We start from the raw sequence: 20,393 nt of genomic DNA on the forward strand, positions 1-20,393 counted from the left end.
CGCCGAGGGGTGTTCCCCTCGGACCCCGCTCACGGGGACGATCGTGGTCGTTCGACGGCGGCCGGATGGCCGGTCGGCGATCAGCCGTGGATGAAGGTCTCCAGCTCCTGGCGCGCGACGTCGTCGGCGAGCTGCTTCGGCGGGCTCTTCATCAGGTAGGCCGAGGCCGGGAGGATCGGTCCGCCGATGCCGCGGTCCTTGGCGATCTTCGCGGCGCGCACGGCGTCGATGATGATGCCGGCCGAGTTGGGGGAGTCCCAGACCTCGAGCTTGTACTCCAGGTTCAGCGGCACGTCGCCGAAGGCGCGACCCTCGAGGCGGACGTAGGCCCACTTGCGGTCGTCGAGCCACTCGACGTGGTCCGACGGTCCGATGTGGACGTTCTTGTCCTCGACCTTGCCGGCGAGCGAGCCGGTCAGGTTGGAGGTGACGGCCTGGGTCTTGGAGACCTTCTTGGACTCCAGACGCTCACGCTCGAGCATGTTCTTGAAGTCCATGTTGCCGCCGACGTTGAGCTGGTAGGTGCGGTCGAGGGCGACGCCGCGGTCCTCGAACAGCTTGGCCATCACGCGGTGGGTGATGGTCGCGCCGACCTGGCTCTTGATGTCGTCGCCGACGATCGGGACGCCCGCGTCGGTGAACTTCTGCGCCCACTCGGGGTCGGAGGCGATGAACACCGGCAGTGCGTTGACGAATGCGACGTTCGCGTCGATCGCGCACTGTGCGTAGAACTTGTCGGCCTGGTCGGAACCGACCGGGAGGTAGGAGACGAGGACGTCGACCTCGGCGTCCTTGAGCGCCTGCACGACGTCGGTGCCGTCACCGTCGGCCTCGGTGATGGTCTCGCGGTAGTACTTGCCGAGTCCGTCGAGCGTGTGACCGCGCTGGACCGTGACACCGGTGGGGGCCACGTCGGCGATCTTGATGGTGTTGTTCTCGCTCGCGAAGATCGCGTCGGAGAGGTCGAAGCCGACCTTCTTGGCGTCGACGTCGAAGGCGGCGACGAATTCGACGTCGCGGACGTGGTACGGCCCGAACTTCACGTGCATCAGGCCCGGAACCGTCGAGTTCTCGTCGGCATCCTTGTAGTACTGCACGCCCTGAACCAGGGATGAAGCGCAGTTTCCCACGCCCACAATGGCCACGCGCACCTTATTGGGCTCACCCATGGTCGGGTTCTCCTTCTACTCGGGGCGTCGCAGATCGCTGCGCCACCGGTGTTTTCTCTTGTTCGGTTTCCTCTGGTCCCCCGTCACGGCTCGGCTCTGAGCCCGCAACACGGAAGTCTGTGTCGACGGTGTCGGTCAGCAGGCTGCGTCCCGAGTCGTTCCCTCGTGTCGAGGGGGTGTCACCGTCGTCGGGAAGGTCGTCGGTGTCGCCCGACGCCTCCGCCGCGATCAATTCGTTGAGCCAGCGCACCTCACGCTCACTGGATTCCAGGCTGAGCTGATGCAACTGGCGGGTGTAGCGGTCGACCGCCTTGTTGGAGCGGCCGACGATCTCGCGCAGACCCTCGCGGCGTTCCTCGACCTGACGGCGCCGGCCCTCCAGGATCCTCATCCTGGCGACCGCCGGTGTCCGGCTGAAGAACGCGAGGTGCACGCCGAAACCATCGTCGGTGTAGTTCTGCGGACCGGTGTCGGCGACGAGCTCGCTGAACCGTTCGCGCCCGGCGTCGGTGAGCTGATAGACGCGTCGTGCGCGGCGGACCTTGACGGTCGTGGGCGCGGTCGCCTCGTCGATCAGCCCGTCGGCCTGCATGCGTCGCAATGTCGGATAGAGCGAGCCGTACGAGAACGCGCGGAACGCGCCGAGCAGGCCGGTGAGCCGCTTGCGCAGCTCGTAGCCGTGCATCGGGGACTCCAGGAGCAATCCGAGAATCGCGAGCTCCAGCATCGGTGCTCACTCCTTTCGGTCGGCCCATGGGTGACGTCGACGACACCGATGTGCCGACATCTCGCTCTGATGTGATTCCCAATGTATCGCAGCGATATAACTTGCGTCTACAGCGGGCGCGATTCGGCGAACGACACGCGCCCGGCGCGACGACGGTCACACCGACAGCGGCGGAAGCGACCACGTACCCTTGAACTCGTGCAACGCCAGATCGTCGACTACGCCCTGCAGAGGAGGTCACGGCTGTCCGATGTCCACTCCGGACGGACCGCTGTGGCCGACGTCTGCGACGCGAGTCCCTATCTGCTGCGTGCGGCCAAGTTCCATGGGCGACCCTCGTCGACGCTGTGCCCGATCTGCCGAAAAGAGCAGGTCACGCTGGTGTCGTGGGTGTTCGGCGAGAAACTCGGCCAGGTGTCGGGTTCGGCCCGGACCAACGACGAGATCGCCCGGCTGGCCACCTCTGCGGAGGAGTTCTCGGTACACGTGGTGGAGGTGTGCCGCACGTGCAGCTGGAACCATCTCGTCCAGTCGTACGTTGCGGGATTGCCGCCACGTTCCACGCGCTCGCGCCGGGTCGCCAAGTAACCCGACTCGCGGGCGCATCGGGTGTGTATCGGTGCTGACGACGACCTGCTCCACGTCGTCCGCGCGTATTGAACCGGGTGCCGACACTTTGCCCGGATACCCCTGCGTGGGTCACAGTGGGGTAACGAGCTGAACGACGGAGACGGATTGTGAGTAGCGCTGACATGGTCGTGCGCCTGGATCGGAAGGTGGGTCGATGAGCAACCGCGGTACATCGCCCAGCGGGGGTGGCGCCGGACGCCGGAGCACTGCACCGTCCGCCGACGAGACGACACGTAAGCGGCAGAGGTGGATGGCCTGGGGCCTCGGCATCGTCGGCGGTGTCGTGCCGGTGGTCGCCCTCATCGGCATCCTCGCGTTCATCCTGACGTACTTCGGTGCGTCGGTCCCGGCGCCCGGCGACATCAAGCAGAACCAGGTCGCCACGATCCTGACGAGCAACGGCCAGACCTTGGCGCGGGTGGTCCCGGAAGAGGGCAACCGCACCGACGTCAAGATCACCGACATCCCCAAGTCGATGCAGGATGCGGTCATCGCTGCCGAGGACCGCGAGTTCCGCAGCAACTCGGGCTTCTCCATCCGCGGTCTGTCCCGCGCCGCGATCGGTCAGGTCACCGGTAACGGTGGTGAGGCCGGCGGTGGCTCGACGATCACCCAGCAGTACGTGAAGAACGCCCTCGTCGGCGACGAGCACAGCTACGAGCGCAAGTTCAAGGAGCTCGCGCTCGCGACCAAGATGTCGAACGAATGGTCCAAGGACGACATCATGGCCGCCTACCTCAACACCATTTACTTCGGCCGCGGTGCCTACGGTGTCTCCGCCGCATCTCAGGCCTACTTCCGCAAGGACGTGCAGAAGCTGACGCCTGCGGAATCGGCGGTGCTTGCCGCCGCGATCCGTTCGCCCTCCTACTACGACCCGGAGATCAATCCGGATGCGGCGCAGGCGCGCTGGAACTACGTGCTCGACGGCATGGTGGCCACCGGCGCGATGAAGCCGAGTGAGCGCGCCTCGATGACGTATCCGAAGGTGCCCAACGCCCGCGCCCAGTCCGACGACACCCCCGGTGCCAACGGCCTGATCAAGCGTCGCGTGCTCGCCGAACTCGGAGCGCTCAACATCTCCGAGCAGCAGGTGCGCACCGAGGGCCTCAAGATCACCACCACGATCGATCCGCAGGTGCAGCGCTCGGTCGTCAAGGCGGCCAACGGTCAGCTCGAGGGCGAGCCGAAGAAGCTGCGGACCTCCGTGGTCTCGGTGGATCCGCGCACCGGCGGCATCAAGGGTTACTTCGGCGGCAACGACGCGAACGGCTGGGACTACGCGCAGGCGGGTCTGCAGACCGGCTCCTCGTTCAAGGTGTTCGCGCTTGTCGCAGCCCTCGAGCAGGACATCCCGCTGTCGAAGGTCTACAGCTCGAGTCCCTACGACGGACCCGGTGGGCTGACTGTCGAGAACTCCGACGGCGAGAGCTGCGGATCGTGCAACCTCGCGACCGCGATGAAGATGTCGCTCAACACCGTCTACTACCGGCTGATGATGGACCTCGACGGACAGGCCAAGGCCGTCGCGGCGGCCGCGCACAAGGCCGGTGTCGCAGAGAGCTTCGGGGACATCCAGCACACGCTGCAGGAGAAGAACGGTGGCATCGAGGGCGGCGTCGTCCTCGGCCAGTACCCGTCGCGCGTCCTCGACATGGCGTCGGCCTACGCAACGCTCGCCGCGTCCGGAGTGCACCGCGACCCGTACTTCGTGCAGAAGGTGGAGACCTCCGACGGTCAGGTCCTGTTCGATCGCGGCAACGTCGCCGGTGAACGGGTCTTCCCGGCGAAGGTCGCCGACAACGTGACCTCGGCGCTCGAGCCGATCGCCTCTTACTCGAACGGCCATTCGCTGTCCGATCCGAACCTGGGCTCGCGCCCGTCGGCCGCCAAGACCGGTACCGCCCAGCTCGGCGACACCGGCCAGAACAAGGACGCCTGGATGGTCGGCTACACGCCGCAGCTGTCGACGGCGGTCTGGGTCGGCACCGACGACGGCACCGCCATCACCAACTACAGCGGTTCGTCGATCTACGGCAGCATGTTGCCGTCGGACATCTGGCAGGCCGCGATGAACGGCGCCCTCGACGGCAAGCCGATCCAGCAGTTCCCGGAGCCCGAGGCCGTCGGCGGTCAGGCGGGTGTGCCCTACGAGCCACCGCCGACCTCCTACGACAACTCGCCGCGATCGCGCACGCCGCGGGATCAGGACGGCCAGACGCCCCGCATCCCGGGTGAGGGCGGCGACGGCAACATCACCCTCGCGCCCGGCGTGACCATCACCCTGCCCGGCAACGCCGGCGGCGGAAACAACGGTGGTGGCAACGGTGGTGGCAACTCCGGCAACGGTGGCGGTACCGGAAACGGTGGTGGCACCGGCGGAGACACCGGCGGAGGTACCGATCCCGGCACCGGCGACGACACCGGTGGCGGGGAGGTCCCGGAGCCTCCGGCGCTGCCCTAGCCGCCGGTGACCGTGGCAGAGGGAAACTCGGACCAGCCGGGCTCCCCCGACACCCCCGCGGGGTCGTCGGGACGCGGACCGGAGGACTCGCGATCGTGGGAGTCCGCAGGTGTTCTCGCCGCGGACACACGCGTCGACACCGACCGCGTCCTGCCCTCGCGCACCGATGAGGTCGTGCGCGAGGCGTCCTCGGTGGTCGGGGGGCCCGTCGGACGGCATGCCGCGATCGGGCGCAGCCGTACATGGACCCCGCTGCGGGTGTTGTTCGCTCTCGCACTGTGTTTCCTCGCCCTGGGATGGTTCGGCAAAGCCGGTTGTCTGCAGCAGGCGCCCGCCGACGGCAACTCGGCCTCGGGCGCGTCGCTGCGGCTCGACTGGGACGACCAGAGGCAGTACACAGACCTCTGCTACTCCGACGTGATCGGCCTGTTCGGTGCGGAACGGCTGAACGAAGGTGCCTTCCCGTACCGGACCTACTGGTTCGAGAAGGGCAGCGACGGGCAACAGGTCAAGCGCTACATGGAGTACCCGGTGATCACCGGGATGTACATGTACGGGGTGGCGTGGGTGGCGCGCGCGTGGGACTCCGCACACGAGAAGTGGGGTGTGCCAGCAGCTCTCGACGTCGTGCTGTTCTTCAACCTCGCCGCGCTCGGTCTGGCCCTGTTCTGGCTGGTGACCATCTGGGCGACGGCACTCACCGCGCGCACCCGGGTGTGGGTGACCTGGATGGCCGCGCTCTCACCGTTGGTCATCGTGCACATCTTCACCAACTTCGACGCCATCGCGATGGCGATGGTCGCGGTCGCCATCCTGTGCTGGTCGCGTCGAAAACCCTGGCTCTCCGGTGTTTTCATCGGTCTGGGTACCGCGGCCAAGCTCTATCCGGTGCTGCTGCTGCCGGTGCTGTTCGTGCTGTGCCTGCGCGCCGGGAAGCTCCGCGAGTTCTTCCAGACCGCGGCCGCCGCGGTGCTGGTGTGGATCGCGGTCAACCTGCCCATCCTGATCACCTACCCGCAGGGATGGTGGGAGTTCTTCCGCTACAACTCCGACCGAGCCGCCGAACGCGACAGCCTCTATCGGATCATCAGCGATGCGGCCGGGTTCACCTGGAACACCGACGTGCTCAACATCGTGTCGATGGTGTTGATGATCGCGGTGGTGGCGGCGATCGCCGCGGTCGCGCTGCTGGCGCCGCAACGTCCCCGACTCGCGCAGCTCGCCTTCCTGATGGTCGCGGGCTTCCTCGTCGTCAACAAGGTGTGGAGTCCGCAGTACTCACTGTGGCTGGTCCCCCTTGCCGTGCTGGCCATCCCGCACACACGCCTGCTGTTCGCCTGGATGCTCGTCGATGCCTTCGTGTGGATTCCCCGGATGGCGCTCTACCTCGATGCGGACCGAAAGTGGTTGCCGGAGCAATGGTTCACCGTGGCGATCGTCCTACGCGCGATCATGGTGCTGGCGCTGTGCGCGGTCGTCGTCTGGCAGATCTGGAATCCGCAGGACGATCTGATCCGTAGTCGGCGGGATCGTCCACACGAGCGGCTCGACGACCCGGCCGGTGGCGTACTCGATCGGGCACCCGACCGACTCGACCTGCGACCGCGGCCTCGCGCCTCCACCGTCGGCGCGAGTGCGCCGCCTACGATCGGGGCATGGCACGTGGCGGCTCGCGGAGGGCACGGGCGGGACGACGACGGCAACGTCGAATGCGCCTCGCCGACAACGACCTGAGCCCGGCGCAGTGGGAACTCATCAAGGCGGCCTGGGGAGGCTGCGCCTACTGCGGTCGCACCGACGGCGTGCTGCAACGTGATTGCGTCCAGCCGTTGTCGGTCGGTGGCCGCTACACCGAGCGCAACGTCGTCCCGGCCTGCCGGTCCTGCAACGCGAGCAAGTGCAACACCGAGGTCACCGCGTGGATGCGTCGCAAGAAGCTCGACGAAGGGTTGTTCCTGCGGCGGCTGATGGCCATCCGGGCATCGCGGGTGGACGTCGAGCCCGGCCCGCCGGTCGACGAACTTCAGTAGGGTTCGAAGCATGGGTGACGTGCAGGCGCTGGTGGCGCATCAGGACGACGAAGGCAACATCGACCTCGTGCACGAGGCCGTCGACGAGAGCTTCCTGCCCGACGGCGACGTCGAGATCGCGGTCGAGTACTCGGGGGTGAACTTCAAGGACGCCCTCGCGGTCACACCGAAGGGTGGAGTCGCGCGGTCGTATCCGCTCATCCCCGGCATAGACCTCGCCGGCACCGTCCGGTCGAGTTCGTCGTCGGAGTTCGCCGTCGGCGATGTGGTCGTCGCGCACGGCTACGACATCGGCACCGGCCGGCACGGCGGCTACGCCGACACCGCACGACTGCCCGCCGACATGGTGGTGAAACTGTCCGGCCTGACCGCCGCGGAGGCCGCCGCGATCGGAACCGCGGGATTCACCGCCGCGATGAGCGTCGAGGCGCTCACCTCGCACGGCATCACCCCATCCGACGGCCCGGTTCTGGTCACGGGCGCGACCGGCGGGGTGGGCAGCGTCAGCGTGGACCTTCTCGCGGCGGCCGGTTTCGAGGTCATCGCCTCGACCGGCAAGTCCGACGCCGCCGATCTGCTGCGCACACTCGGTGCCTCCGAGGTGATCGGGCGGCTCCCCGAGGAAGGGGAGAAGGTGCGTGCGCTCGGCAAGTCACGGTGGGCCGCCGCCGTCGACTGCGTCGGCGGTGCGACCCTCGCGTATGCGCTGAGCACCCTGAACTACGGTGGCGTCGTCGCCGCGTCGGGACTGGCCGGCAGCGCCGACCTGCCGACGACGGTCCATCCGTTCATCCTGCGTGGCGTGACCCTGGCCGGGATCGACTCGGTGCAGCTGCCCATCGACCGTCGCCGCGCCCTGTGGGCACGGCTCGGCACCGACCTCACACCCGCGCACCTGTCCGATGTCACCACCGACGTCTCGGTCACCGACCTCCCGAAGTCGATCAAGACCATCCTGAAAGGCGGTGTCACCGGCCGGACCCGGGTCATCGTCGCGGGTGAGTTCTGAGCACGTCGGGCGATGACGTGGGTTGACGACATTCCCGAGCGGGTACTGCCACATCATGGGTGATCGAGCCGAACACATCCCCGACAGCACCGCCGACGCGGTCGGCAAACTGTCCGAGGCGCTGGAGTACGTCGAACGCGCCCGCGGACATCTCTACAGCTTCCACCAGCTGATCGGCCACGGTGACCTGGTGCTCGGTGAGGCCGTCGAGGCGCTTCGTGCCGACGGCCAGACGGCCGCGGCCGACATGCTCGAGAACGAGATGGTCGGGCGCAACGTGATCAACGGGCGATGGACGTTCCAGGTGGTCGAGGAGTTCGACGACACCTACTGGGGTCCCCTGCGTGAGGCCGAGAAGCAGGTGCGCACCGACCTGACCGACGGCGTCCGGCACCTGCATGAGGCGCGGATGAAGGAGGACCGCCGCACCCACGGGCACCCCGACCACACGGAGAAGCCGTAGTCGGCACCTACGAGATGCGTTCCAGCAAGCGCTCTTTCGCGGCCGGCCAGTCGTCGTCGGTCATCGCGTAGAGGGCGGTGGTGCGCCAGCCGTCGCCGAACCGCCGGTGCTTGCGCAGCAGACCCTCGAAGTTCGCGCCCAGCTTGGCGATCGCCGCCCGCGACTGTGCGTTGCGCTCGTGGGTGTGCCACACCAGACGCACCGCGCCACACTCCTCGAAGGCGTGACGCATCAGCAGGAATTTCGCGGTCGGATTGATGTCGGTGCCCTGCGCGGACTCCGCGTAGAAGGTGTATCCGATGGCGGCCGAGCGGTTCGTCGGATCGATGTCGTAGTAGCTCGTCGACCCGACGATACGGTCGAGCGCGTTGTCGACGACGGCATAGGCGACACGGCTCGACGGGTCGGCCAGCGCCGACGCGATCCATGTGCGGCTCGACTCCGGATCCGACGGCACCCCTGGCGCCCACCGGAACCGTTCCGGGTCGCCGACGACGCCGGCCAGTTCGGAAGCGTCGTCGGAGGTGAAGGGACGCAACGTGATCCGCTCCGCCGACAGCGCACCGGTACCCAACCACCCGCTCATGACGGGGTCAGAACGCGCTCGGGTTCGGTCGGACGCGGCCGACGGCCGAACGAGGCCAACGGTTCTCGCAGCGGCGCCGACACGAACGCGAACAGCAGGTAGGCGAGCACGACGGCGTGGACCCACACACCGACGTTGACCCCGGTGATCACCCACCACTGCATCGGCGAGCCGGACGTGTAGATCCCGAACAGCCGGAAGATGGTGGTGTCGAGGATGAAATCGGCCACCAGATATGCCGCGATGACCGGCCAGCGCACCTTCAGCAGCACGAAGAACGGCAGGATCCACAGGGTGTACTGCGGTGAGTGGACCTTGTGGAACAGCATGAAGCCGGCCAGCATCGACCCGCACACCCCGATCCAGGGATAGATGCCGTCACGCTGATAGACGCGCCAGCCCAGATAGACCGCCAGCGCGAACGACGCGACGATCAGCAACGGCGAGAGCAATCCGACCAGGGTGTTGTAGGTGTCGGTCTGACCACCGGTGAAGTGCCGCAGCCCCCAGTACCAGATGGAGTTGGTGTCGACGTCGGATTTGCGTTTGCCCTGGAACGACAGCGCGGCCTTCCACCCCTCGAAGCCCAGCACCATGAACGGCAGCTGGATGGCGATGACGGTCAGGGTCGCGGCGACCGCCACCCACACCGCCCCGGCCCAGTCGAGTGCCTTGCGGGCGCCGGGCACCGCGCCGTAGGTCAGGACGTAGGCGGCCAGTGGCAGGACGAAGAATCCGGGGTAGAGCTTGAGACAGAATCCGACGGCGAACAGGATCGCCGCGAGGATCGCCGCCGTCCGCACCGACAACCGTCTCTCGCCGGTGTGTGGGCTGATCGTCGAGCCCCAGGCCATGACCGCGATGCCGCCGACGACGGTCGCGACGACGGGCAGCTCCCAGTTGTGGAACGCGTAGAGCACCAGCGGCGGGGTCGCCGACCAGAGCAGCACCCACCATCGCGTCATGAACGCCAGCATCACGGTGATCGCGAGGCCGAAAGGGACCAGCAGCCATACCGAGTGCTGGAAGAACTCGGTGTCGGTGTGGGCGCCGATTGCGCCGAGCCACATGAACATGCCCGAGAGCACCGGATACTCGACGACGCCGCCGAACAGCTTCCCATCAGGGGAGATGCCGCCGCTGATGTAGGGGAAGACGTGATTGTTGATGTCGCGTCCCACCCACAGGAACATCAGGTCCGAGTAGCAGGGGACGACGGCGTTCGGGTCGCCGACCGGCCAATGCGAGCTGCGACCCTCGGCCAGGAAGGGCGGGCCACCGCACTTGATCTTGGCCTGGTAGCTCCACAGCATCGTCAGGCACGACGTCAACAGCGAGACCAGCAGGATCAACGTCATGTGGCCGCGACCGGCGAGCGTGTCGCCGAGGCGGGACGACCCTGTCGGCCGTGCTACAGGGGCGTCGGACATGGCCTACAGGTTAGGTGGTCGACGCTGCGAACGCGATTTCGCTGGTCAGGGGTTTGTCATGTATCTTGGAGCGGTTGCCGACGCAGGCGACCCTCCTGCCACGGACAGTCCGTGGCCGACCTAGCCCATAGGAGGTGATGTGGTCTTATGCGTCACTACGAATTGATGGTCATTCTCGATCCGAATCTGGACGAGCGCACCGTCGCACCCTCACTCGATACCTTCCTCAATGTTGTCCGCAATGACGGCGGCAAGGTGGACGGCGTCGACATCTGGGGCAAGCGCCGTCTCGCCTACGAGATCTCCAAGCACAACGAGGGCATCTACGCCGTCATCGATCTCGACGCCGAGCCCAAGACGGTCACCGAGCTCGACCGTCAGCTGAAGCTCAACGAGTCGGTCCTGCGCACCAAGGTCCTGCGGAAGTAATCCACAGTTCCTCGATCGACACGTAAGCAGTCGGTGCCGGGCTCTAGGGTTGACCCAAACGACAACCGATAGTCCGGCGCACGTCGATCAACGAGTGCCCATCCACGACCCAAGGGGAGACACATGGCGAACGACACGGTCATCACCGTCATCGGCAACCTGACCGCTGATCCGGAACTCCGGTTCACGCCGTCGGGCGCCGCGGTGGCCAACTTCACGGTGGCCTCGACACCGCGCACCTTTGATCGTCAGACCAACGAGTGGAAGGACGGCGAAGCGCTGTTCCTCCGCTGCAACATCTGGCGTGACGCGGCCGAGAACGTGACCGAGAGTTTGTCCAAGGGAACCCGGGTCGTCGTGCAGGGACGCCTCAAGCAGCGGTCCTACGAGACCAAAGAAGGCGAACGACGCACGGTGGTGGAGCTCGAGGTCGACGAGATCGGCCCCTCGCTGCGGTACGCGACCGCGAAGGTCAACAAGGCCTCGCGCGGTGGCGGTGGCGGATTCTCCTCGGGAGGCGGCGGCGGAAGCCGCGGCTCCTCCGGTGGGGGAGGCCAGCAGGTTGCCGACGATCCCTGGGGCAGTGCGCCCGCGAGTGGATCGTTCGGCGGGGGCGACGACGAACCACCTTTCTAGAAACACACTGGAGTACCAATGGCTAAAGCAAAGAGCACGCGGAAGCCGCGCGTCGAAAAGGTCACCAAGACCAAGGCGTGCAGCTTCTGCAAAGACAAGAAGGCAGTCATCGACTACAAGGACACCGCTCTGCTGCGGCGCTTCCTGTCCGACCGCGGCAAGATCCGTTCGCGCCGCGTGACCGGCAACTGCGTCCAGCACCAGCGCGATGTCGCTGTGGCCGTGAAGAACTCGCGTGAGGTGGCCCTGCTGCCCTTCACCTCGACCGGTCGCTGAGCGGGAAGGGGACTGACATGAAACTCATCCTCACCGCCGCCGTGGAGAACCTCGGCGAGGCAGGCGACACCGTCGAGGTCAAGGACGGTTACGGCCGCAACTACCTGCTGCCCCGCGGCCTGGCCATCAAGGCCACCCGTGGAGCCGAGAAGCAGGTCGAGGACATCCGTCGCGTGCAGGCCGCACGCGAGGTCCGTGGTCTCGAGCACGCCAACGAGCTGAAGCAGGCCCTCGAGGCGCTGTCGGACATCTCGCTGGACGTCAAGACCCACGACTCCGGCAAGCTGTTCGGCTCGGTCACCGCGGCCGACGTCGCCGGTGCGATCAAGTCGGCCGGCGGACCCGCCGTCGACAAGCGCAGCGTCGAACTGCCGAAGGGCCACATCAAGGCCACCGGCAGCTACCCGGTCGTCGTGAACCTGCACCCGGACGTGCGGGCCACCGTCGAGCTGGCAGTCGTCGCCGGCTGATACGGCCATCACGGCTCTTGCGCCGGCCAACCCCTCACGGGTTGGCCGGCGCAGTCGTCTGTGCGGTGTGGTCGCCGTCCGGGTCTGCGTTCGGACGATCCGACTCGACCAGTTGCCGAGCGAGGTCGCGCAGCGGGTTGTTCGTCTCCTGCGACAATCGCTTCAGCAGGTCGAACGCATGCTCGGCGTCGCAGCTGTAACGCTCCATGATGATGCCCTTCGCCTGCCCGATGATGTCCCGGGTCGCCAGGGCGGCCATGAACTGTTCCTTGCGCCGCAACGCGTCCCAGGCGAGTGAGGCATGCGTGGCGTACGCCTGGGCGACGGCGAACGCGTCGTCGTCGAAGGCGTGTGCGCGGTCGGAGTAGACATCGAGCGCACCGAACGTCTGGGTGTGATTCATCAGTGGAAGCATCAGCACGGATCGAATGGGAGTGCGCTGCAACCCGTTTTCGCGGAATCGCGGCCATCGGACATCCTGCTCGAGATCGTCGATGCGGACGATCGTCTGGCGCCGCATCGTCTCGTAGCAGGGACCGTCCTGCTGGTTGAACTGCACATCGTCGAGGATGGCGGCCAGTTGATGGGTGGAGGCGGCCGTCTCCACCTCGCCGTTGTCGCCGGTCATCGTGATGGCCGCATACTCTGCGCCGGGGATCAGTTCCGCAGCGCCCGCGGTGATCTCGTCGAGCGCGAGCGGGACGTCGGTGTCGGCATGTCGTTGAACTCGTCGCATCAGATCGGCGATGCGGAGCTGAAGGCGGGCGCCGTCGGCGCTCTCCGAACTCACTGCAAGGACCCCTCACTCACCGGCTCGGCACAACCCGGCAAGCGATCGCACGGCAGTGCCGGGTCGCTGCTTGTTCAACGTGAGGAGAACTCTACCCAACGCCGGAACCGCGCTCTCCCGGTGTCGCCCACGTTGATACGTCGACCCGGTAGCGCTGTCTGACCACAGACGTAGCCGAAATTGTCTGTGGGCGCCGATTCTCGCTACGTCTGCGCGTCGACGATCAGGTCGGCGGCAGCTGGTTCCAGTACTGCAGGCGCGCAGGCAGATAGCGCGGTGCCGGATTCGCGCTGTGGGCGGTGTCGCCACTGGGGAAGAAGAACTTGTGCCACGCCGGGGTCAGGATGAACGCGCGGGCGCCCGTCCGGCAGGCGACGGTATCGGGGCGGGGTGCCGTGCACGTGACCCCGGCGATCGTCACCCGCTTCCCGACGGCCAGGGTCGGCGGCCGGAAGCCCGACGGTGCACCGAAGCGGTAGTCGGACCAGTCGGGCACCCACCACGGGCCTTGCTGATCGCCGGAGATCGCCACGCCGCGGGCCGTCGGGGGAGCTGTCGCGACTCGGCCCTGACAGCCGACGTAGCGGTAGGACGGACCGATCTGGCACAGCCGGCCGCCGACGCGGAGGAACGCGCGACCGTTGTCCGCGTAGGCCAGCGGACGGAACTGCGCGCCGTCGACGGGCTGGTAGCGGGAGAGGTCGAACTCGACGGGCATCGTCGGCCCGGGTGGGGGAGCGGCCGACGCCGGGGCAACCGCCGAACCCATCAGCACGGCGACCGCGCTCAGCGTCGCGGCCGACAGCGTCGCGAACGCGTGACGCCATCGACGATGGCCGCCGGATCGGGTGTCTCCGGCGCTTCCCGACAGGTGCCTCCCCACGCCGATCATTGGATCACAACGCCGACCGGACGGTGAACCGAACGAACGGATCTGTGGACAACCGACCCACTCGGCGTGGCGCCACGCGGGCCCGTGATCAGGTGTTACCCACGTCACACCCAATGTTTACCGAGTTGTTGGTTGCAGGTTGTTGAACCATGACCGCAACACGCCGAACAGCGGGTCCGGCGTGACACGCCGAATCGAATTCGTCAGTCATCTGTGGAGAAACTATTCGGCCCTGACCTGCGCATATTTTATTGCTCACAGAACATTTCCCCACTTTGTGCACAGGGGGTGCACAACGCTCCCGATGGCGTCCACAGTCGGTCCACAGATTGCTGACAGAGTTGTGCACAGCCCGGTTTGAGTGGGATGAGGCTGGGCTTTACTGTGCTCCGACAGTGCCTCTGTGACGGGCGCCCGGCTGCCGAAGGACGAGTCCTGTCGGTGGTCGTCGCTATCACTGAATCAGCACGACCGACGTCGGTGGCGGATGCCGCCGACGCCACAGAGTCGGACCCACTCGAGTGAGTGGTGCAAGTACTGCGAGAGGTTTGACACGCGTGGCAGTAGTCGATGACCGCGGGCATGAGCCCGGCCGCCTGGAATCGGTGGCGAACGGTCGAGCAGAACGCGGTGAGGACGGTGTCCCCACCGAGGACTTCGGTCGGCAGCCGCCGCAGGACATGGCGGCCGAGCAGTCGGTGCTCGGAGGCATGCTCCTGTCGAAGGACGCGATCGCCGACGTCGTGGAGAAACTCCGTCCGGCCGACTTCTATCGGCCGGCACATCAAGCGGTCTATGACGCGATCATGGAGCTGTACGGCAAGGGTGAGCCGGCCGATGCGGTGACCGTCGCGAACGAGCTCGAGCGCGCCGGTGAACTCCGGCGAGTCGGAGGCGCGCCGTATCTGCACACGCTGATCTCGACGGTGCCGACGGCGGCGAATGCCGGCTACTACGCGGAGATCGTGGCGGAGAAAGCGATTCTGCGTCGGCTGGTGACGGCCGGCACGCGCATCGTGCAGTTCGGCTACGCGGGCGGTGACGGTCAGGATGTCGCGGAGGTCGTCGACCGGGCGCAGGCGGAGGTCTACGAGGTCACCGAGCGGCGTACCGCCGAGGACTACGTGCCGCTGGAAGAGCTGCTGCAGCCGACCATGGACGAGATCGACTCGATCGCCTCACGTGGCGGGATCTCCCTGGGCGTACCGACCGGCTTCGTCGACCTCGACAAGATCACCAACGGTCTCCACCCGGGTCAGATGATCATCGTCGCCGCCCGTCCCGGTGTCGGCAAGGCACTCGCGCTCGACACACCCCTGCCCACGCCGACCGGCTGGACCACCATGGGCAAGGTCGGTGTCGGCGATCAGCTGCTCGACGCCCAGGGACGTCCCACACGGGTGGTCGCCGCCACCGAGGTGATGACCGAACGGCCCTGCTATGAGGTCGAATTCAACGATGGCGCCATCCTCGTCGCCGATGCGCAGCATCAGTGGGTGGCCGACATCGACGGCAAACGTCAGACCGTCACCACCGACGCCATGCGTGCCCACGTCGGGTGTGCCGTCGTCCGGAACACGCAACCGCTGGATCTACCGCGTCGCCGCTTCGCGTACGGCCCGTACACGGTCGCCGCGCTCGCCGGCATGGCGTTCGACGATCCCGAGATCAGCATGCGCATCGACGCCGAGGGGCCGGTCGATGTGATGACGCTGATGGCCGACCTCGGCGGTCGCATCCCGTTCGAGTACCTGCGGGGCTCGATCGCGCAACGTCGCGCACTGCTCGCCGGCCTGCTCGACGCCCGCGCCACCGTCGACGACGACGGCTGGATCACCGTCCCCGCGGCGACGCGCCACATGACCGCGGTTGTCGCCGACCTGGTCGCCGGACTCGGCTACAGCTACAAGCGGTCGGCCACCGGCTGGCTGCGCGTGGATGCCGACGACGACGTGTTCACGGTGCACCACAAGGCCATTCGGCACAAGGAGCTCCGTCGCCGGGCCGGTGTCCGCCGCCTCGTCGCGGTCCGCCCGATCGACAGCGTGCCGGTGCGGTGTGTGGAGGTCGACAACGACGAGCACATGTACCTCGCCGGTGAGGCCATGGTGCCGACGCACAACTCGACGCTCGCCATGGACTTCCTGCGGTCCTGCTCGATCCACAATCAGCAGACCAGCGCGATGTTCTCGTTGGAGATGAGCAAGACCGAGATCGTCATGCGTCTGCTGTCGGCGGAGGCGAAGGTCAAGCTCGGCGACATGCGCGGCGGCACGATGAGCGACGACGACTGGACGCGTCTCGCCCGGCGGATGGGCGAGATCTCCGATGCGCCGCTGTTCATCGACGACTCACCCAACCTGACGATGATGGAGATCCGCGCCAAGGCAAGGCGATTGAAACAACGTCACGACCTGAGACTGGTCGTCGTCGACTACATGCAGCTGATGACCTCAGGTAAGAAGGTCGAGTCGCGTCAGCAGGAAGTGTCCGAGTTCTCCCGCCAATTGAAACTGCTCGCAAAGGAACTCGAGGTTCCGGTGGTCGCGATCAGTCAGCTGAACCGTGGTCCCGAGCAGCGGACCGACAAGAAGCCGCAGGTGTCGGATCTGCGTGAGTCGGGATGTCTGCCGGCGTCGGCTCGAATCCTTCGAGCAGACAACGGCTCCGAGGTCACCCTCGGTGAGCTGATGGCGACCGGTGAGCAACCGCTGGTGTGGTCGTTGGACGAGCGGCTCCGCCTCGTCAAGCGCCGCATGGTCAAGGTGTTCCCGAGTGGACGCAAGGAGGTCTTCCGCGTGCGGATGGCCTCCGGGCGTGTCGTCGAGGCGACGGGGAATCATCCGTTCTTGACGGTGGATGGGTGGATTCCGTTGGCGGAGTTGTTGGTCGGCGAGAGGGTTGCCGCGCCGCGTAGCGTCCCCGAGCCGGTGGAGACGTGGACCTCTGCGTCGTCGGCCGTGGCAGATGCCGTCGAGTGGTTATGCGGAAACGGGCCGCAGGTCGGCGTGAGGCAGTTGCCGTCGACTGATGTCATGCGCGTGGTCGGCGAAGTCGTCGAGCGTGTGGCAGAGAAGTCCGCGGACAAATGGCTGATTCCCGTTCAGAGTGCTGATGCGGCAGCGGAGCTCGCGCACCTCATGGCACGGTTGGCTGTTTTTGCTGGTGTTTCGCGCTCCGATGGTCGAGTAGCCAAGACCGCGAGTTTCGCAGGCGCAACCATTTCTGCTGGTCGAGTAGCCACGAGCGAGCGTAGCGAGCCCGAGGCGTATCGAGACCACTCGCACACCGTCACCATTAACGGCCACGACCAGATCTCTCAGTTGAGCAGCGCCCTCGGGCTCGCCGCTCCCTCAGCCCCGACCAAGTCCCCCGGCCAAGCCAATGCCCTTGCGTCCGAACGTCTCCACGAGATCCTGCGTGCCCCTGAACTGATCCCAGCATCACAATCCGCCGCAGCCGATTCTCGTGCGAACATGGGCAGTCGATCCGTACTGGGCCAAGTCGCCGACATCCTCGACGACGTCGACGTCGACCTCCTGGTCAGCAACGACGTCTACTGGGACGAGATCGCTGACATCGAAAGCGTCGGTGAGCGAGACGTTTTCGACGGCACGGTGCCGGGGACACACAACTTCATCGCGAACGGAATCGCGCTTCACAACAGCCTCGAACAGGACGCCGACATGGTCATCCTGCTCCACCGGCCCGACGCCTTCGAGCGCGATGACCCGCGCGCCGGTGAAGCCGACATCATCCTCGGCAAGCACCGCAATGGTCCGACAGCGACGATCACCGTTGCGCACCAACTGCATCTGAGCAAGTTCGTGGACATGGCGCGGGGGTAGGGTGCACTGTAGGCTCTCATCCCACTTTGCATTTTCTCACCTGAGTTTGCACTACATCGCATTCGTTCCTGGGGTTTCTCACCTAGTTTGCATTTCTGTCGACGCGTGACGCGGTGGGAACGAGTTCAGCGCCTAACTCTCGACTTGCAGAGTATGGTTGGGATTTCTTGTCCCACCCACCCGCAGCGGGCGTCCGCGCGGGCTGCCAGCGTTGATCGAGACCGAAGCCACCGAGAAGATCGGCTCGCACTACAAAGCGCATCGCGCCAAGACCGCATCGACGACCTCGTGTGATGTCGAGGTAAAGATCCCCAACCGCGGGTCGGCTCGTTCGATCCCAATCGGAACCGGCAGGTCAAGGCGATATTTGGCCCGCCCGGGCAAAAGCGGGCAACATCTGGGTGGTCGACTTGAGCTCTCTTGCCGGTACCCGACTGTCAGTGTGGTAGTGCACCGCTACGTTCTTGGCATGGAGCCACTGGAAACCACGGGCGACTTCTGGTCACCCGACAACCCGGCCAAGCGTGTCCCGGGAATCCTGACGCGGGAGCCTGGGTCTCGGGCGCGACTCACGCTCAAGACCCGCGTGATCGACGAGTTGGCGGCGCCGTTAGAGGTCACAGGCACGGGGGCGTCCATCACGCATAGTGGGGACCCCGGGCGGATAGTCGCCGACGGTGTGCCGCGCGTGCTGCTCGGAGACACTTCTGAAGGTCCAGTGACTTGTGTCGACTCCTACCTGCAACATCCGCCGACGAACGGATTCGATGTGGCGGCCATGTTTCAACAGGTATGGGACCCCTACACCTTGATCGTCGGGGCGCACTTGCCAACTGGCCGTGCCGCGACCCTCGACGCTGTGCGCTTCATTATCGACAGCCCGGGATGGTGGACACAGCTACCCGACGCCGGGTCAGCGACGAGCGCCGCGGGCAAGGTGGTGTGCGAACGCGGCGACGACAAGCTGATGTGGTTGGAGTTCCGGCCATCGTTCACGCTCAGGCTGCGCTCGGCTGACCGCGCAGTGCGTTCGGTGATGACGCTGATGAAGTTGGCCGTCGACGTCGACCTGACACCGCTGTGCATCCAGGTCCGCGAGACTGCGCAGGGCGACTGGCTCGACGTGAAGACCCGAAACCAGGACCCCAGCAAGACATCGTGGCCCGATCACCACAACCTTCTGCCGCCTTCGTCGGTGACGTTGGAGCGCATCGCCGAGTGGCTTGCAATCGAGCAGACCATGGACGGACTCGCGGCAGCTGCCGCGAACCCCGTAGAGAAGGAAGCCATTCAGGTGCAGGGTGTCGTGGCGTGCTCGCTCATCGAAGGCATTCACAAGCGCATCGTTGACGCACGCGAAATGCACTACGTGAAGCGGGCTCGCGCTCTACATGAGACGGCGCTCCGTATCGATCCCGAGATCACGAAGCCGGTCGACAAGTGGCCCGAGTTGGTCAAGGAAGCTCGCAACGACCTCGCACACCACAACACCGGACGCCCGTTCGAGGAGCAGGTCTACAACTGGATGATCGCTGAGTCGTCGGTGATCTGGGTGTTGAGGCTGTGTCTGCTGTCGCACGCCGGATTCACCGACCAGGAGATAGCGGAAGCGCTGAGCGACCACCAGCGTTACAAGTTCTACCGCGAGAACTTGAAGATGCACGTGAAGGAGCGATCCGACGAGCAGGCCGCGCTGTCCACTGGCGCGCTGTAGTCCTCGCAACGGATGCTGGGTTCGTGGCCATGCGCGCCCGGGGCCGTGAACAGTGGCCTAGGACAGCAGGTTTCCGCCTGCGCCGCCGAGTGCGCCGATGGCGATCTGCGATGCCGCCCCGCCCAGCGCTAACGCAACCTGACGGAATCGACTGCGCTGTTCCTCTGGCTGCGACTCGTCGTCGGCGGCGGCTTCTAGAGCGGAAATCAGCCGCTCCAACTGGGTCTGCGGTGAGGGCCACTGACCAGCAACCCGAAGCGCGTGGCCGGTAGGCGGACCCATGATCGAGACGCCCCCGCCGTAATCCTCTTCAACCTCGAAGAACGGTTCTCGACCGAGAGCGCGGACGGCGCGCTGGACCGTGTCGATATCTAGCCCACACGCCCTTGCTAGCTCGTTCGGCTGCGCGGGGTAGCCGGTCTCGTCGTAAATCTGAACGGCTGCGCGCAATACAGGCAGGTCTCGCTCGGTCCAGGTGTCAGTCATGTGCGTGAGTATGCCCCGCTGGTCGGGAAGCCCAGGGCAGCGGCGCGGTGATGGCGAACGCCCCGGCACACTGCCAGACCAGATCGCCGTCAGGGCTGCACCGCCCCGTCGTGGTCGTCGCGGGGGAGTTGCAGCGCGGCGTCCGTGTCGGCCTGGGTTGCCGATCCGTTCATATATGAATCAGTGAGCACGGCCCAGACCGTCTTTAAGAACGCCCGCGACCAGAGCACGTACGTCCCGTAGCACACCTGTATGATTCGGAGTTTCGTGGACTGTTTGGCGCGCAGGCTTCTTTCAATAGGGCGAATTTTACAGGGAAGTCGACATTTAGGGAGACGGAGTTC

At 66.1% G+C, this 20,393-nt stretch carries 19 protein-coding genes; 12 read left to right on the forward strand and 7 right to left on the reverse strand.

The window, feature by feature from the left end; all coding sequences use genetic code 11:
* Positions 1 to 80 precede the first annotated feature (80 nt).
* Positions 81 to 1,169 carry an inositol-3-phosphate synthase gene (locus EEB19_RS06800; RefSeq protein WP_187584436.1) on the reverse strand — a complete coding sequence of 363 codons (1,089 nt, stop codon included), beginning with the start codon at positions 1,167 to 1,169 and terminating at the stop codon, positions 81 to 83.
* A complete protein-coding gene (locus tag EEB19_RS06805) occupies positions 1,162 to 1,896 on the reverse strand; it encodes a PadR family transcriptional regulator (RefSeq protein ID WP_187584438.1) in 735 nt (244 codons plus the stop codon). The genes EEB19_RS06800 and EEB19_RS06805 overlap by 8 nt, the downstream gene beginning before the upstream one ends.
* A 198-nt stretch (positions 1,897 to 2,094) precedes the next feature.
* Here EEB19_RS06805 and EEB19_RS06810 point away from each other — a divergent pair, with 198 nt between their 5' ends.
* From EEB19_RS06810 to EEB19_RS06835, 6 genes are all read left to right on the forward strand, one after another.
* On the forward strand, positions 2,095 to 2,484 hold the full coding sequence (locus EEB19_RS06810) for a DUF5318 family protein (RefSeq protein WP_187584440.1): 390 nt from the start codon (positions 2,095 to 2,097) through the stop codon (positions 2,482 to 2,484).
* Positions 2,485 to 2,776: 292 nt separating this feature from the next.
* A complete protein-coding gene (locus EEB19_RS06815; protein WP_262365497.1) occupies positions 2,777 to 4,990 on the forward strand; it encodes a transglycosylase domain-containing protein in 2,214 nt (737 codons plus the stop codon).
* Positions 4,991 to 5,140: 150 nt separating this feature from the next.
* Positions 5,141 to 6,724, forward strand: a complete 1,584-nt coding sequence (locus tag EEB19_RS06820) for a glycosyltransferase family 87 protein (protein ID WP_262365498.1) — start codon at positions 5,141 to 5,143, stop codon at positions 6,722 to 6,724.
* Positions 6,646 to 7,020, forward strand: a complete 375-nt coding sequence (locus tag EEB19_RS06825) for an HNH endonuclease (RefSeq protein WP_187584444.1) — start codon at positions 6,646 to 6,648, stop codon at positions 7,018 to 7,020. The genes EEB19_RS06820 and EEB19_RS06825 overlap by 79 nt, the downstream gene beginning before the upstream one ends.
* Positions 7,021 to 7,030: 10 nt before the next feature.
* Positions 7,031 to 8,029 carry an acryloyl-CoA reductase gene (locus tag EEB19_RS06830; protein ID WP_187584446.1) on the forward strand — a complete coding sequence of 333 codons (999 nt, stop codon included), beginning with the start codon at positions 7,031 to 7,033 and terminating at the stop codon, positions 8,027 to 8,029.
* Between the two features lie 55 nt (positions 8,030 to 8,084).
* Entirely contained in the window at positions 8,085 to 8,492 is a 408-nt protein-coding gene (locus EEB19_RS06835; RefSeq protein WP_187584448.1) for a hypothetical protein, read from the forward strand.
* 7 nt (positions 8,493 to 8,499) lie between these two features.
* On the opposite strand, the gene EEB19_RS06840 is transcribed toward EEB19_RS06835, so the two are convergent.
* A complete protein-coding gene (locus EEB19_RS06840; RefSeq protein ID WP_187584450.1) occupies positions 8,500 to 9,078 on the reverse strand; it encodes a GNAT family N-acetyltransferase in 579 nt (192 codons plus the stop codon).
* Complete coding sequence (locus EEB19_RS06845; RefSeq protein WP_187584452.1) at positions 9,075 to 10,508, reverse strand: hypothetical protein; 1,434 nt, start codon at positions 10,506 to 10,508, stop codon at positions 9,075 to 9,077. Before EEB19_RS06845 ends, EEB19_RS06840 begins: the two co-directional genes overlap by 4 nt.
* A gap of 147 nt (positions 10,509 to 10,655) precedes the next feature.
* Here EEB19_RS06845 and rpsF point away from each other — a divergent pair, with 147 nt between their 5' ends.
* The 4 genes from rpsF to rplI all read left to right on the forward strand — a co-directional run bounded on the left by rpsF (position 10,656) and on the right by rplI (position 12,319).
* On the forward strand, positions 10,656 to 10,937 hold the full coding sequence (gene rpsF, locus EEB19_RS06850; protein WP_187584454.1) for a 30S ribosomal protein S6: 282 nt from the start codon (positions 10,656 to 10,658) through the stop codon (positions 10,935 to 10,937).
* A 123-nt stretch (positions 10,938 to 11,060) separates the two neighbouring features.
* Positions 11,061 to 11,573 carry a single-stranded DNA-binding protein gene (locus tag EEB19_RS06855; protein WP_187584456.1) on the forward strand — a complete coding sequence of 171 codons (513 nt, stop codon included), beginning with the start codon at positions 11,061 to 11,063 and terminating at the stop codon, positions 11,571 to 11,573.
* A gap of 18 nt (positions 11,574 to 11,591) precedes the next feature.
* Positions 11,592 to 11,849 carry a 30S ribosomal protein S18 gene (gene rpsR, locus EEB19_RS06860; protein ID WP_124709165.1) on the forward strand — a complete coding sequence of 86 codons (258 nt, stop codon included), beginning with the start codon at positions 11,592 to 11,594 and terminating at the stop codon, positions 11,847 to 11,849.
* 17 nt (positions 11,850 to 11,866) lie between these two features.
* Positions 11,867 to 12,319: a 50S ribosomal protein L9 gene (gene rplI, locus EEB19_RS06865; RefSeq protein WP_187584458.1), complete on the forward strand. Its 453-nt coding sequence runs from the start codon at positions 11,867 to 11,869 to the stop codon at positions 12,317 to 12,319.
* 34 nt (positions 12,320 to 12,353) lie between these two features.
* On the opposite strand, the gene EEB19_RS06870 is transcribed toward rplI, so the two are convergent.
* Positions 12,354 to 13,109 carry a GAF and ANTAR domain-containing protein gene (locus EEB19_RS06870; RefSeq protein ID WP_187584460.1) on the reverse strand — a complete coding sequence of 252 codons (756 nt, stop codon included), beginning with the start codon at positions 13,107 to 13,109 and terminating at the stop codon, positions 12,354 to 12,356.
* A 223-nt stretch (positions 13,110 to 13,332) separates the two neighbouring features.
* On the reverse strand, positions 13,333 to 13,878 hold the full coding sequence (locus EEB19_RS06875; RefSeq protein WP_187584537.1) for a hypothetical protein: 546 nt from the start codon (positions 13,876 to 13,878) through the stop codon (positions 13,333 to 13,335).
* A gap of 728 nt (positions 13,879 to 14,606) precedes the next feature.
* Between EEB19_RS06875 and dnaB the strand changes: the two genes are divergently transcribed.
* Both dnaB and EEB19_RS06885 read left to right on the forward strand, forming a co-directional pair.
* Complete coding sequence (gene dnaB, locus EEB19_RS06880; protein WP_262365499.1) at positions 14,607 to 17,849, forward strand: replicative DNA helicase; 3,243 nt, start codon at positions 14,607 to 14,609, stop codon at positions 17,847 to 17,849.
* Between the two features lie 211 nt (positions 17,850 to 18,060).
* On the forward strand, positions 18,061 to 19,563 hold the full coding sequence (locus EEB19_RS06885; protein ID WP_187584463.1) for a HEPN domain-containing protein: 1,503 nt from the start codon (positions 18,061 to 18,063) through the stop codon (positions 19,561 to 19,563).
* Between the two features lie 57 nt (positions 19,564 to 19,620).
* On the opposite strand, the gene EEB19_RS06890 is transcribed toward EEB19_RS06885, so the two are convergent.
* Positions 19,621 to 20,049: a hypothetical protein gene (locus tag EEB19_RS06890; protein WP_187584465.1), complete on the reverse strand. Its 429-nt coding sequence runs from the start codon at positions 20,047 to 20,049 to the stop codon at positions 19,621 to 19,623.
* Positions 20,050 to 20,393 lie beyond the last annotated feature (344 nt).

It is taken from the genome of Gordonia sp. OPL2 (assembly GCF_003797825.1).
GTDB lineage: Bacteria > Actinomycetota > Actinomycetes > Mycobacteriales > Mycobacteriaceae > Gordonia.